The 15,307-nt window shown below is 67.6% G+C and carries 5 protein-coding genes; 3 read left to right on the top strand and 2 right to left on the bottom strand.

Annotated features, from left to right (window positions below; translation table 11 throughout):
- Positions 1 to 103: 103 nt before the first annotated feature.
- From BLW40_RS10565 to BLW40_RS10555, 3 genes are read left to right on the top strand one after another with little or no spacing between them, the layout of a single operon-like run.
- Positions 104 to 337, top strand: a complete 234-nt coding sequence (locus tag BLW40_RS10565; RefSeq protein WP_139305563.1) for a FeoA family protein — start codon at positions 104 to 106, stop codon at positions 335 to 337.
- Positions 334 to 2,661 carry a Fe(2+) transporter permease subunit FeoB gene (gene feoB, locus BLW40_RS10560; RefSeq protein ID WP_083386740.1) on the top strand — a complete coding sequence of 776 codons (2,328 nt, stop codon included), beginning with the start codon at positions 334 to 336 and terminating at the stop codon, positions 2,659 to 2,661. The genes BLW40_RS10565 and feoB overlap by 4 nt, the downstream gene beginning before the upstream one ends.
- 13 nt (positions 2,662 to 2,674) lie before the next feature.
- Positions 2,675 to 2,908: a FeoC-like transcriptional regulator gene (locus BLW40_RS10555; protein ID WP_083386739.1), complete on the top strand. Its 234-nt coding sequence runs from the start codon at positions 2,675 to 2,677 to the stop codon at positions 2,906 to 2,908.
- A 340-nt stretch (positions 2,909 to 3,248) separates the two neighbouring features.
- Here the strand turns inward: BLW40_RS10555 and BLW40_RS10550 are convergent, their stop codons facing one another.
- Both BLW40_RS10550 and BLW40_RS10545 read right to left on the bottom strand, forming a co-directional pair.
- Complete coding sequence (locus tag BLW40_RS10550; RefSeq protein ID WP_074768342.1) at positions 3,249 to 7,703, bottom strand: hypothetical protein; 4,455 nt, start codon at positions 7,701 to 7,703, stop codon at positions 3,249 to 3,251.
- Positions 7,700 to 15,268: a hypothetical protein gene (locus BLW40_RS10545; protein WP_074768340.1), complete on the bottom strand. Its 7,569-nt coding sequence runs from the start codon at positions 15,266 to 15,268 to the stop codon at positions 7,700 to 7,702. The genes BLW40_RS10550 and BLW40_RS10545 overlap by 4 nt, the downstream gene beginning before the upstream one ends.
- Positions 15,269 to 15,307: the final 39 nt, after the last annotated feature.

Below are 15,307 nucleotides of genomic sequence, written 5' to 3'. Positions count from 1 at the left end.
CTTGACCCTGCGGGGAGTGCGGACTAAAAATGCCTGATTGATTGCGCCTCGCAATATCATTCGCATTTCTCGGCGCCCCGCGCCGCCATGGGAGTTCGCAGTTATGGACATCAGCGTCCAGGATCTGAAACCGGGCGATTCCGCTCGAATTACCGGCTTTTCGCAGGGGGACCGTGATTATCGCCAGCGTCTGCTGGCGATGGGGTTGACCCCCGGCGTGTCGTTCCGGGTGACTCGGGTGGCCCCGCTGGGCGATCCCGTCGAAATCTCGGTGCGGGATTTCACCCTGACCTTGCGGCGGAGCGAGGCGGCCATCTTGAAGCTGGAGAGGGCATGATCATGGAGCATGTGATCGCCATTGCCGGCAATCCCAATTGCGGCAAGACCACCTTGTTCAACGCCTTGACCGGCTCGACCCAAAAGGTCGGCAACTGGCCGGGCGTTACGGTCGAAAAGAAGGTGGGATCGTACCGCTTTGACGGCGGCACCTATACCATGGTCGATCTTCCCGGCGTCTACATGGTCGGCGGGGTGACCCAGGGGTCCGAGGACGAACGGGTCGCCCGCGACTATATCTTGTCGGGCGAGCCGGAACTGGTCGTCAACATTGTCGATGGCTGCAATCTCGAGCGCAATCTCTACCTGACCGCCCAATTGCTGGAAATGCGGGTGCCGATGGTGGTCGCGGTCAACATGATGGATATCGCTGAACGTCACGGACTCACGCTCGATCTGGCCGCGCTGTCGCGGGCGCTGGATTGCCCGGTGGTTCCGCTGGTTGCCAGCCGTGACAAGGGGATCGCCGACCTGAAGGGGGCGATTGCCCGCGCGCTCGACCGCAAGCACGTTCCCGTCGCCCGGCCCGAGCCGAACCCGGCGGTGACGGCGGCGGTGACCGACCTGTCGGCTTCGCTGGCCGACGCGGCGGCGGCGCGCAAGGTCGATCCCGCCTGGGCCGCGCTGAAGCTGATCGAGGGTGACGCCTTCGCCGAGACCCTGGCCGGTGGCAAGCTTGACGGCGAACTGATCCGCCATCGCGCCGCGATCGAGGCGGCGTGCGGCGACGAAGCCGACATCGTCATCGCCGACGGACGCTTTTCCTTTGTCGCCGGGGTGATGGCGGCGGCGGTGACGCGCAAGCGGCGGGTGTCGAAGACCCTGTCGGCCCGGATCGATCAGGTGGTGCTGAACCGCTATCTCGGCGTTCCGGTTTTCCTGTTCGCGATGTATCTGATGTTCCTGTTCACCATCAATATCGGTGGTGCCTTCATCGACTTCTTCGACCAATCCTTCGCGGCGGTTCTGGTTGACGGATTGTCCGAAGTTCTGGCGTCGGTCGGTACGCCCGATCTGGTGATCGCCATCGCCAAGGGGCTGGGCAGCGGCATTCAGACGGTGGCGACCTTCATTCCGGTGATCGCCTGCCTGTTCCTGTTCCTGTCCTTCCTCGAGGATTCGGGCTACATGGCCCGCGCCGCCTTTGTGATGGATCGGGCGATGCGGTCGATTGGCTTGCCCGGCAAGTCGTTCGTGCCGCTGATTGTCGGCTTTGGCTGCAACGTCCCCTCGATCATGGCGACCCGGACCCTGGAAAGTCGGCGTGACCGCATTTTGACCATCATGATGGCTCCGTTCATGTCGTGCGGGGCTCGTCTGCCGGTGTTCGCGCTGTTTGCCGCCGCCTTCTTCCCCGAGAACGGCCAGAACATCGTGTTCGGGCTGTATCTGCTCGGTCTGGCCTTTGCGGTGGTGACCGGTCTGTTGCTGAAATCGACCCTGCTGCCGGGCGAGCCGACCCGGTTCGTGATGGAACTGCCGCCCTATCACCTGCCGACGGTGCGGGGCATCGTGATCCAGGCGTGGCAGCGCCTGCGCGAGTTTATCTTCCGCGCCGGTCGGATCATCGTGCCGATGGTGATGATCCTCAGCTTCTTCAACACGATGGGAACCGACGGCAGCTTCGGCAAGGAGAACACCCGTGAGTCGGTGCTGGCCTCGGCCAGTCAGGCGATCACCCCGATTTTCTATCCGATCGGTCTCACCGACGAGAATTGGCCGGCGGCGGTCGGGCTGTTCACCGGTATCTTTGCCAAGGAAGCGGTGGTCGGCACGCTGAACGCGCTTTACGCCCAGATCGACGGCGCCGAAGCGGGGGCCGCCTCCGATGCTCCGGCTCCGACTCTGGTCGAGAAGCTCGAAGGCGCGGTGATGACCATTCCGCCCAAGCTGCTGAAGGTGGCGGATTCCCTGGCCGATCCGTTGGGCCTCAACGTCTCCTACGTCGGGGATTCCGAGGCGGCCGCCAGCGAGTTGAAGGTCACCGGCAGTGTGTTCGGAGCGATGGTGGCCCGGTTCGACGGCGCTGCCGGAGCCTTCGCCTATATGCTGCTGATCCTGCTCTATACGCCGTGCGTCGCCGCCGCCGGGGCGATCCGCCACGAAGCCGGTGGGGCGTGGACCGCCTTTGCCGCAGTGTGGACGACGACCCTGGGCTATGTCTCGGCCGTCGCGTTCTATCAAGCGGCGATCTTCACCCGCGATCCGGTCTCGGCGACCGGCTGGTTGGCGGGATGCGTGGTGACGGTTGGTGCCGGTATCGCGGTGATGTGGCTGGCCGGGCGGCGTCAGGTCGCTCGTCTGATCGTCGCACCGGCGGAATAGGGGAGGGCGTTCGATGCTGACGATGAGTTCGGTGCGCGATTATCTCGCCGAAAACGGTCGCGCTTCGCTTGAGGATATCGCTGTTCACTTCGATTCCTCGCCCGAAGCGGCCCGTCAGGTGCTCGACCATTGGCTGGCCAAGGGCCGGGTGCGGCGGTTCGAACAGGGCGGCGGATGCGGCAAAGCCAGTTCGTCGTGCAGTTGCGCCTCGAAGCCGCAGGAGATCTACGAATGGACCTCGGTCTGACGATGTGATCCGAACCGAACCAGGGGGCCGGAGCCGATGCTCCGGCCCCTTTTTTGCGTCTGGTCGGGCCTATGGCAGTCTCCCGTGAAAAAGTCCCTCGCTGTCGCTCGGTGTACTTTTTCCCGTTGGATTAAAAGGAGAAAAATGGGCTAGGGGCGGCCCAGCGCCCATTTTTCGTGTTGTCTGTTTCACCAGCCTCCGAAGCCGTGGGCGTCGCCCATCGGCCTCGGAGGGAACCAAATCCATCCCCGCGCGGAAAGCTTGATTGAGCACGGGGATTCTTTTTGAACCGGGGAAAAGTACACTGAGGCCAAAGGCCGAAGGACTTTTTCACGACCGACTATGGCAGCGGTGAGACCACTTGCTTTAGCTCCAGCAAGGGACGGTCGAGCGACAGGTCGGTCTGCGAATAGAGGCTGATGCCAAAGCCCCACACCCCTCCGGCGGTGACCGGCTCCACCTGATCTGTCCATTCCTCCAATGCGGCGATGATGCTGGCGACCGTCGTCGCCGGATCATAGGCAAAGCGGGGGTGCAGCTTGACCGGCAGCAGCGTTTCGATCGGCGGGTCGGAGGCGACCAGGGTATAGCCATAGCGGATCGACAGGGCGATCTCGCGGCCGGTGGGATCGCCGTCGAACATCGTGTCGAACAGGCTCGTCAGTGGGTTGGTCGCGGGCACATCCGTCCATTGGCCGATATCGAGGCGGTCGCTGAGGGTGATCAGCGGCACCAGCGGTTCGGGGAAGCTGAGCGGTGCGGTGCTGTAGACGAAGGCCGAGCAGGTTTCCGGCCCATCCGAGCCCAGCAGGTGGGCGTTACGGATCACCGACACCGCCGCGTTGGCGTTCTGATAGCGGGCGATGGGCAGGCCGGGGATGACGCAGCGGACGGAAATCCTGGTGAAGGCGGGGACCAGATCGACGAGGTCGCGGGGGAAGGAATAGACCCGCACCTCGGCCTCGGTCGTGTCGGTTGCGGTCAGCGCCACCGCGCGGCCGTCGGCCCGGATCACGGTGAGATCGGGCCAGCCGACATCGCCATCGGCGGCCAGTCGTTTCAGCGTCAGCGTGACATAGACCTCGGTCCCCTCGATCGGGGCGGATTCCAGCGAGGCCAGGTAGTGATAAAATTCGTGCGGCGCGGCGCTGTCGGTGGCCCCGGACGCGGCCCGGCGCGATGGCGGCACCAGCCCGACATGGGCGGGGCGGACCCGCCCGGCGGCGGCGATGTCGGCGTTGCAACTGCCGATGCCCCACCAGCCCGACCACAGCGCAGCGACCCGTTCGGCCAGACCGGCATAGGTGTCGAGCGCGGTGGCGAGCACGGTGTCGGCCGACGAGGCGCCGGAATCCTGAAGCCCGGCCAGGATCTGCCACAGTGTGTCGCTGATCGCGGCATATTGAGCGAGTGCCCGGAACAGCGAATCGTCAAGGACGGCAAGGCAAGTCGCAGTCGGGGCGCGGTTGAACTCGATCTCTAGCCGGATCTGGTCCTGGGCGGCGCTCTGATGCGCGTAGGTGAAGACGTAGGACCAGTTGAACGCGTCTGCCAGCGTTGCCGGGTGCTCGGCGCTCCGTGCCGTTTGTGAGATCAGCGCGGGAAGCTCAGGGTACGCCCGCAGCGGTACCGGAACGAGCGGCGCGCCGAGATCGGACGAGAATGACGTTGGCGGAAAGCGGTCGAAGCTGCGGACGAAGCTCAGCCAGTTCGACGCTTCGTACCCGGCGACGATCGGGGTCACGTCGAACTCGATCTCGTTGACTTCATAGACCGGGTCGAGGGCAACCGAGCGGTGCCGGGCCGGTTGGGCCACGTCGAGCGGGAAGGACACCGTGCCGGTCGCGGTCGGGGCCAGCCGGGTCTTGGCATTGCCCAGTTGCGAGACTTTCCAGGCGTCGGGATCGCCGTTCAGGGCAAGCTGGCGCGCCGTCAGGGTCTCGTCGATCTGACGCAATTTGCCCGCGCCGGACAGACGCGCCGTCGCGGTGGTCGTTGAGGCGGTGATGGCGGCGTTGAAGAGCAGGATCGCGGTGGTGTCGTAGGCGAGGCCGAGGCGGGCGAGCAGCCGCTGATGGAGGCACTCGCGCGCGGCACTCCAGGCCTCGCCGCCGATGCCGCCGCCGCCGCTCTCTTGGGCGACCAGGATGGGGGAAAGACCGTCGGCGACGGCGCAGGCCAACAGCTTTTTGGCGGCGAGCAGGCGGCCGAGCGGGCCGGGCGCGACCCGGTAGGCCGGGGCGGCATAGGGCGCGGTGCAGATCAAATCCATCCCGGCCAGCCACGAGCGCGCCCATACCTCAAGGTCGAGTCCCTGAAAATCGACGATCTGGGACGTCCCCCATCCCCCGGTGGCGGGATCGAGCGATTTGATCTCGACCCCGCTTTCGGAGACCAGCGTGTTGGACAGCGGCCGCAGCGCGAAGCTGAACGGTTGCGCTCCGTCGAGACCGGGAACGAGAGAGGGCGGCGTGATCGCGACCTTGGTGATGCCGTCCGGCGCTAGAAACGAGACCGCCCAGATGTCGGTGGGCGCGGTGTCGCGTTCGGCCGCAAGCACCCGACCGGTCGCCAGCTTCAGCCCCGGAATCGCCGCTTCGAAGGCGGCGGCGAACAGATCGAGGGTAACGGCCCCGTCTTCCTCGCGCTCGGGCGTCGTGCTGCGCGCCGCCGCGATCGCCGATGAGGCCCGGACCACCGGCCCCGGCGCGGCATCGCTGCCGCGAAAGGCCGGATCGACCAGGGCGGGATTGCGGGCAAGAATCGCCCAGCAGCGCAACGGAAAGATCGGGGCGGGGACGTGCCACCCGCTGGTGCCGAACCGGGCGGTGATCCGGGTCTCGGCGGGCGGCAGCAGCAGAAGTGCGCCGGGGGCGAGGAAGGCGACCGCGTGATTGGCGCGGACGATGTCGCCGACGGTGACGGCGAGTCCCTCCGTCGCGAAACGGCGGATGATCGCGTTGACGCTGTCGGCGGCGGCGGTGACGATTGTCGGCTGGTCGGCCAGCGGCGAGGGGGCGAGGGTTACTCCGGCGGCGATGATCCCCGCTGTCGCCGCGTTGGCGCTGAGCACCAGCGTCGCGTCGAGTCCGTAGGTGAGCGCAAGGGACTCGGGGCTGACCGCGTCCTGGCCCGCCAGTCGGGCGGGGGGGCACAGCAGCAGGGCGCCCGCCGCCAGCGCCTGCGGGTCGGCGGCAAGCGCGGTGGCGAAATCGGCGATTGTCACCGGCGGGTTGGCGCGGGCGATCACGGCATCGAAACTGTCGCCGACTTCGGTCGGGAGCGACTGGCCCGCAACGACGAGGACGCGGCTCCCGGCGATGGTGCCGGGCACGGCCCGATTGACCTCTGTCAGCGCCAGTTGATCCGACCATCCCGAGCCGGTTGGGGCCGCCGACAGGAACAGAGCCGCGATTGTGTCGATGGTCTGGCCCGCGCGGATGCGATAGGGAATCCGCAGCCGGGCGGGATCGGCGGGCAGTGCCGCCAGTCCGGGGATCGGCAGTCCGGCGCTGCCGTCGGCCTGGGGCGAGACGGGGGCCTGGGGCGAGACGGGGGCAAGACCGGCATTATGACGCAACAGGTCGCCCGGCTCGATCGCAAAGGCGCGCGCCGCCGCGCCAAGCTCGGCCTTGTCCAATCCGGTGACGGCGGTGCTGGTCAGATAGAGCGGCGTTCCCGCCGGGAACAGGTCGGTGGTGGCGGTATTGGCGGCGGCCAGGGTTTCGACCGACAGGCCGGTCCCATTGTCGGCCAGCGTCCAGTCGGCGGCGACAATCTGGCGATCGACCACCAGGGTCGCGCCGGAACGGAACATGCCGGGCTGGTCGGCATTGGCGACGGCGGCCATCACCGCGTCGAAGGGAACGCCGTTGTCGCGAAAGGCCAGCGCGATATCGGCCAGCGTCGCGTCGGCACCGGGTTCGCCTTCGGGCGGCACTTCGACCTCGATTCCCTGGGCGGTGAAGACGAACCCCGCCGCCAGCAGGGCGGGGCGACCCTGATTGGCGGCAACCAGACTGGCCGGGGTGAGGTTGAGGCGGCGGGCCAACTCGGCCAGGGTCAGCCCATCGGCGGGCTGGGCCTTGACGATGCTGGGGACGACCAGTTCGAGGCCGGGATTGAGCGGCAGGACGCTATTGTCGGGATCGGCCAGCACATTTGCCGGATCGAGCCCGGCGGGAACGAGGTCGGCGACGCTGCCTCCTTGAGCGAAGACGGCGAAGCTCGGCACCGCCAGCCCGGTGGTGGGCACCTCGATCAGCGAGTCGATCGGCCGGTCTTCCCCGGCCTGACCGAGCGCCAGCCAGTCGATGCCGAAATGCGCGATGGTGTCGGCCAGGGTCGGGGTTGTCGTCGGGTCGGCACAGGCGGCTCCCAGGGCAGACGCCGCGCTTGAGAACGCATAGCAGGCCGAGACATGCAGTCGGAGCGGCTCGATCGCGACCGGCAGCGCGACCGGCGCGCCGTCGCTCGGCTGGTCAAGCGAGGTCGCCAGCGACAGAGTTATATCGGGCTGCATCACCTGATACCACGCCGCCGCGAACCGGCTGGCAATGTCGGCGGCGGCGGCTTCCATCGCGTCGCCCGGTGCGGTTCCGGCGGGGACCAATCCGCCCGGCTGCATCGCGATTCGGACCGCCAACACCGCGCCGGTCTGGTCTTGGCCGGGGGGCTGGACGCTCCAGGCGGCGGTCGTCGAGGGCCAGGCGGTGATGCCGATCACCGGATCGGTATAGCCGACCGTGATGTCGATCTGGCCGGAGGCGGCGGAAGAAAGCGGCGCTGCGCTCATGAGGCGCCCCCTGCGGTGCTGTTGCCAAAGATGTCGTTGAAGCCGAGAGCGACGGTGGCGACCGGGGCCGCGGTCGCGTTGGCCGTCGAAATCCCGGCATAGGGATCGTCGGCTGCGGGCGGCAATCCCGCCACGCTCGGCACCGAGGCGGTCTTGGCGAAGCGGTGGATTGGAATCACCTGGGTCACCGTCTGGCTGTCGTCGTCGCTTTCGGCGTCCCGAAGCGGCGCGGCCATCCGCATCGCCCGCGCCGCTTTCCCGCTATCGACCTGGGCTGCGACCGGCTGGCCCTCATGGCTGGCCGCGAAGCGGGGGCTGCCTTGCAGGCGATAGCCCGCAAGGCTGTAGAGCCGACGCGCCATCAGCGCCGGATCGTCGCCATCGTCGGGCGGGTTGGCAAGCCCGAAGGTAAAGCCGACATTGCCCGGCATCACCGTCGCCCGCCGGATCAGATCGCGGTCGTCCGGAGCGGCGACGAACAGCGCGGTCGAAGCCATATCGACCGGATCGCCGATCAGAGCGGCATTGTTGAAGGGGTGCAGCCGACGCTCCGCCTCGGCCTTGGACTGGCTCTCCAGCACCGAGATCAGGGTGATCACCGCGTTGCCGTCGCCGCTCCAGATCGCATCGTCGAAGCCGTTGCCATCGGCATCGCGGAGCTCCAGCCAATAGCCGCCTCCGCCGACGACGCTGGCCTCCCACAGCAGGGTGAGGAAGCCCAGCGGGTTCGACATCGGCGCGAAATAGGGGCCGGACGGCGGAGTCTCTCGCACCGCCAGGGTCCGGGCGCGCCGCGACGGCTGATTGCCCGAGCGGGTTTCGGTGGTGAGGTTGGTGCGGACGAGATAGGTGGAATCGGCATCGGTTGCGATACCGGCCAGACCGGCGGCGGGGGACAACAGGGCGGCGAAGAACAAATCGGCTCCGTCGCTGTCCCGATTGGTTTCGAGATAGCGCCACATTTCGAGCAGAGTCTGACGGTTCGCCGTATCGGCACCGATCATTTCGGCGGTATGGGGCCGACCGGGAATCCGCTTCAGGCGGATTTCGATCGTCGTCGCCCAGGCAAACCGCTCGACCGGGATCGAAGGCGCGGTGGGGCCGCGCTCGGGGTCGGTGCGATAGAGCTGCCAGGGCAGGGAATCGGCGGCGGCGGCGAGCGCGGCCAGAGCGGACGAGAACGGCCAGACGGACGGCATCCCGATGGCGGGCGCGCCATCGCTGCCGCCGAGAATGGGGAGGTCGGGCCGGGTCGCCACCTGCCAGATCACCTGTTGCGCCAGCCCGTGGCGGACCGGCACGTCCTCCCACAGCGGCAGGGCCGCAAGCGGCTGGGGCAGGATTGGGGCCAGGGTGGCGGCGGGATAGCCCGCTTCGAGCATTGCCTCGGTGACGACGACCGACAGCGCGGTCAGGTCGGCGGTCTCGACGATCATGCCGGGGCGGAGCCGGCCGGTCGCTGCGGCGGGATTGCGGGCGGCGAAATCGGGGATTCGGGCGGCAAGGCGCTCCGGCCCGCCCTCTGGCGCGATCACCTCGGTTTCGACCAGGGCGATCCACGGCGTCGCCACCGTTTCGGTCACGGTCACGGTCAGGCGTGGCGTCGTGCCGGGCAGGCTGGGGTTCGGAGCGGGACCGGTGACCTGCTGGCCGACCAGATCGAAAAGTCCGCCCAGCGAATCGTCGGTGGCGTCCGGCACCGGCAGGCGCTGGCCATGCAGCATGAAGCGCGATACCTGCCCCGCAACGTCGCGGATCGGGGTGTCGGCGGTCAGGCGGGGCATCAGGGCGGCGAGCCCGATCGCGGCGAGCGTCGGCACCGCCAGCGGCTGGGCCGGGTCGGGGGCGATCAATCCGGCGATGTCGGCGCCGATCCGCCCCACCGTCTCGATCGACAGATCGTAGGTGGTGGCGAACTGGCGCAGGGTCTGATCCGCCGCAATGGTCAGGGTGCAATCGGTCACCGTCACCGCCGCCAGCGGGGCGAGAATGTCGGCGCTCGCGATCAGGGGGACGAAGGCCGCGCTGGGCGTTGCCGTGGCGGCGGTCGGGTCGGTCACCAGCAGCAGCCGGGCCGACAGCGCCCGCAACGTCTCGACCGGCAGCAGCGCCGTCGTCGCGGCGGGACACCGGACCGCACCGCCGCGATAGCCCGGGTTGGCCGCCTCGAATGCGGCAAGCCAAGGGACGAACGCCGGATCGGCCTCCGGGTTCTGCCACAGCGAGGTCACCGCCGCCAGCAGCGCCAAGGTGTCGCCGGTCAGCCGGGTCCAGGTGACCGGCCCGGTCAGCACGTCATAGGCGGGCGGTAGCGCGATCGACGCGGGCAGCACCCCGTCGGCTCCGATCATGCCGCCGTTGAGGCGGGTGATCGCCTCGGCGTACCAACTGGTCTCGGGCACCAATGCCAGCGCCGCCGAGCCTGCGTTGACGCGGACATAGAGCAGGGCGGCGACCTGGGTCAGGGTCAGCGCGGTCGGGTTGGAATAAGACCACGACGGCACGGCAAGCTGGGCTTCGGCCCGGGTGATCTCGCGCCGGTCGAGCGCGGCGGCACTGCCCAGCCAGATCGCGACGTCGGCCCCCAGCCGGGCGCACAGCGCGGTCGCGGTCTCGCCGCTCTGAATCTGGGTTTCGAGCGCGGCGGCGCCAATGCTCTTGCCTTCGGTCAACCGCCGTTCCGGATTGGCGGCGGCGATGCTTTCGGGGGTCACCCCCAGCACGACCGGGATCGCCGTGCCTGGAACCGCCGCGATCAATTGGGCCTCAAGCCCGGGATTGAGCGCCAGCAGTTCGACCGGCGCATAGCCATAGGTCTCGGCGACCTGGGCGATGGTGTCGCCCAGATGCACCGCGTATTGGACGGTGACGGTTGGGAACGAGGCGGCGATTGCCGCCAGGGTCGAGGTTTCGTCGATGTCGTAGGGAAAGCTGGCGAACAGGGTTTCGGCCGCCTGCACCATCGCCTTGGCGATCAGCAGGGCATAATCGCGGAAGATCACCGAGGCGAGCGATTCGCCGTCATGGATGCCGCCGCCCGCATTGCCCGCGTCGCCGTCTCCGCCCGGACGCGGCGACAATGTGCGGTAATAAGCGGCGATCCGCGCCGCATAGGCATCATCGACCGGCTGCCACACCGCGAAATCGCGGCTGTTCTCGGGCGTGGGCAGGTCGGGGCTGGTCCAGCCCAACACCGGCGGCATCGGGAAGGCGACGCCGCTGACCAGGGTGGGATCGTCGCCGGAGGGGATTCCCGACAACCGGATCGACAGGTTGTTGCCGAAAAAGCCGCTCAGCGTGGCGAAATCGAAGCCCTGGGCGAAGGTCTGCGGGCAATCCATCTGGGCGGCCAGTTCGGCCAGATCGCCCGCCGTCAGAATCGCACTCTGCGGGTCGAGGCCAATCGCCGAAACCGCCCAGCGGAACAGCGCTTCGGCCAGGATCGCGAACGGGGTTTCGTCGGTGGTGGTGGCGCGCGCGGTCGGGGTAAAGGCCCCGCTGCGGGCCGCGTCGAGGCTGGCGGCCGCGATCGGGGCGGGTCCGTCGATCGTCAGCATCATCACGACGCGGTAGGCGGGCGAGTCGGCGGCGGTGGCCGTCGCTCCGCCCGGCCAACTGACCGGGATCGACGCGATGGTGAAGCCGGGCAGAATCCGCACGTCGAGGGAGCGGACCGCGCCGTCCGCGAACACTTTGGCATCGGGCGAGAAGGACAGACGATAGACGCTCTCGCCGCACGGATCGGACAGGGTCGTGCCGATTCCCGCATCGGCAAAGGTGGCGCGGTGCAGCGCCAGCGGGTGGCGCAGACCGTGGGCCTCTGCGGTGCCCAGCCGGGCCAGGGTCAGGGGACGGGTGATCCGGGCAAGATCGGCCGGGCGGCGGCGTCGCGCCGCACCGATCATACGCGACGCGTTGGCGTGCGGGACCGGGCCAAGGTCGCGGCCGGGACGGCGCGCCTGGGCCAGGGTGGTCGCCCGCGCCGCCAGGGTGCGGCCGGACTGGTCGGCCGCCAGCACCCAGGGGGTGGTCCGGGCCGAGCCGATGGTAAACGAGACGTCGAGGCTGGTCTCGAACGAGAAGGAGATGCGGACGAACAGCACCTTGACCGAGGCATGGACGCGGACGCCGACGCTCATCTCGATCAGGACCGGACGGTAGGCGGCCATTGCCAGCATCACCGAGGCATAGGCTTCGAAGCCGACATCGACCGAAATGACCTTGAAATCGACCTTGCCGTAAACCTTGCCGACCAGCGCCGCCGTGCCCTGGAGCGAGAAATACATCGCCTTCGACCGGGCGGTGTCGTCGGGGTTGAACCAGGCCAGCACGCCTTCGAAGATCACCTCGACCTGAAGATATAATCCGGCCGAAAGCGGCCCCTTGCGGAACTCGCGGCCAACTCCGACGGCAAGACCGAGGCCAAGCTCCAGCACCGGAGAGAAGGTGCCGTTGGTGATCGCGGGAACGCGGGTCGAGGTCGCCCCGTTCAGCAACCCGAAATAAATGCCGCCCTTGCCGAGGAACGGTCCATAGGACAAGCCGAAGCTGACCGAAAAGTCGCGGGCATGGGGGAAGCCAAGATCGACCTTGAAATTGCCGTTGGTGAAGATATCGACCGTGATGATCCCGAGCGTAATCGAGACCACCCCGAAATCAATCTGGCGGAACATGTCGGGCACTTGCAGGCGGGCATGGAACACGCCGATATCGTCGGTGACCTTCTTATAAAGCAGTTCGAAGCTGAACCCGGCGAGCGTGCCCGCCTCGGGACCGGCCAGCGCGATCAGCACGCCGTACAGGTCGGGGTCGTGCAGCGCCAACTTGACCGAGACCGTCCCCATCACGGTGACATCGAGGCCGATCAGCCACTGGCTGCTTTCGTCGAAATGCAACTGATTGCCGCTCGGCTGGTCGAGCGGATTGCGCGCCACGTCGTCGATGGGCTGGAGCTGTGCCCGCATCAGCTTGACGATCTCGGCCAGCGAATCCGGCCGGGTCAGGCCGTCGAGGGTGACATGCTGGCCAAAGCCCAGATAGCGCAGGGTGACCAGCGCGTTGCCCTGGCCGGGAATGGCGGGCGGGCTGTCGTTGAGCGCGTCCCAGGCCAGCGGGGTCATGCCGGGCTCGCGGCCATAATCCTTGCCGAGGAAGGTGCCGGTGATCTCGATATTGACCTGGGGCTCGCCGGTCTTGCGGTCGTAGCGGATACCGACCGTCTTGATCGCGACGAAGCCCAGATCGAGGTCGATCACATAGGACAGCGTCACCGCCTGCTCGGTCGGGTCGATCACCAGGGTGAAGCGGCTGAGACTGATGCTGTTCAGCACGCTCCACGGCGCTTCAAGACGGTAATTGGCGTTGGGATTGGCCAGCGCGGCCAGACTCTCGATCATCGTGCCGAGCGAGACGTTCTCCATCTCGACCGTCAGCACCTGATGGCGCTTGTCGCCGGTACCGGTATAGGCGGTCCGTGCCTCGAGACTGGCGCGGTCGAGCTGAAGACGGAACAGCCAGGTCATCTCTTCGGACAGGACCGACAGCCCAACGGTCACGATCAGATTGTTCAGTTCGAATCTGCCCTTGACCGTACCCTCATAGACCATCGTCGGGGTGGCGTCCGCCCCGATCTCGGAGCGCAGGAAGCGATGCAGGTCGGGCCGGTGGGTTTCGAGCGATTTCACCAGCAGGACGTCGCGGGCGGCGCGGGCCGATCTTCCCTCGATCTTGCGGCGATAGCGGATGTCGGCCTCGGCGACCAGCGACAGCTTGATCCCCAGTACCTCGGGATCCCAGCGCAGCGCCAACGCGCCCGAGGCCGAATAGGGGTGCCCCGGCCCGGTCGAATAGAACGCCCACAGCCGGGTCAGCTCCAGCGCGGGCAGCCAGGACGGCGCGGTCTGGCCGAGGAAGGCCAGGGAGAACTCGACCAGATCAAGCGATCCCGCCGCCAGCCCGCCCTCGACGGTCCAACTGCCGTCGCCGGGATAATAGGCGCCCGCCGACAGAACCGCCTTGCGCTCGCCATTGACAAAAACACCGACCAGACCGGCCAGCCCGCCCCAGATCTTGGCGGGGGCGACCGTCACCTCGAACGCGACGGTGTCGAGGGTGAAGCTGACCAGATTGATCGTGATCGTCCAATCGCCATGCGCCGACAGCGTAGCGCCCAGCGTCTTTCCCGGGATCGAGGCGCCGATCGTGATCTTATCGACGACGAGAGACGGGCCGATTTCGGGCTGGGTTCCGGGAAAGAACACCGCCATCGCCTTGGACAGATTGAGCTCGAACGGATTGCGGGTGGCCGCCTCGATCGACAAATCGGGCAGGCTGACTGTGACGTCGAGATAGACCGGATTACCGGATTCGTCGGTGATCTGCTGTTCCGGCGGCACATCGCCGTCGCCGCCCTTGGCACCAAAGCGCAGGGTGCCGAACAGGCTGCCGCTCCAGCGGGATTTCAGCTTGTCCCAATTGACCAGCCAGCTGGCTCCGACCTCCTCGATCCGGATGAAGGGAATCGGCACGTCCCACGGCGTAGTCGAAACCACGGTCACGCCGGTATAGGACATCGCCGTCGGCAGCGGGCTGTCGCCGTCGGTCTCGATCCCGAACCGCACTTGGGACAGCCCGAACGCGTCCAGCGCGGCAACTCCGGGCGGCAGGGTGAACATGTCGGACCGCGCGCCGGGAAACAGCCCCATCAGCGCGACGATTCCATCGGACAAGGTCAGGGGCGGCGCGATTTCGCCGCTGATGTCCCACAGCGGGACGGGCTGAAGCAGCGGGGCGCTGACCTCGATCTGGTGCTCCCGTCCGGTCCGCACCGACACTTCCAGCACCAGCAGCACCGCCGACAGCGGTTGCGGGACGAAATCGACGCTGTAGATATCGGCGTACCCGGTGGTAAAGCCGAGCGACAGGGCCTGCAAATTCATCTTGGGCCAGTCGGTCGCGGCGGTGGTCGAGCGCGCCGACAGAGCGATCTTGGCCCCGGTCGTGGCGGTCGGCCGGGGGTCGAACCCGCCGGTGAGGGCAAGTCGGCTGGTTCCCAGCACCTCGGCGTAGCGGGCCAGACTCGTCCCGGTCAGCACCAGGGTTCCGCCCAGCGACGGGGCCGCCGCCTCGGCCGTGCTGTCGTCGGCGGCAATCGCGGTCACCGTCGCCTGATCCGGCCCCAGATCGGACAGAACCGACGGCCCCAGCATCAGGACGCCGTTCATGTCGGGAGCGGGAACCCGCGACGACGGCAGGTCCGGCACCAGCATCCCGAAAGAGACGAACCCCCGCTCGGTCCGCGCCAGCAAGACGAGGGTCAGCACGTCGCGGCCCTGGTCGTCCTGCGAGCCGGTCAATCCCAGCGTCCAGCCGGTGCCGTTGGCCCACACGGTGGCGCCGGTCAGTTTGGCTGAATTCGCTAACCGCTCGGCCCGCCCCTCGGTCAGCGCCAGTTCGGTCACGCCCAGCGTCGCGACCAGCTTGCCCATCAGCGGCAGGATCGTCGCGCTGATCGTGCCTTGGGTCGCGGCCTGGACGAAGGCGGAATACAGGGTGTCAAGCGACATGGCGGCCTCCCGGCTGCGTCACGAGGCGGCGGAGGAGAG

This window comes from Magnetospirillum fulvum, from assembly GCF_900108475.1.
GTDB lineage: Bacteria > Pseudomonadota > Alphaproteobacteria > Rhodospirillales > Magnetospirillaceae > Phaeospirillum > Phaeospirillum fulvum_A.
The sequence above is the reverse complement of the archived record's forward strand: the minus strand, read 5'-3'. Positions and strand labels throughout refer to the sequence as shown.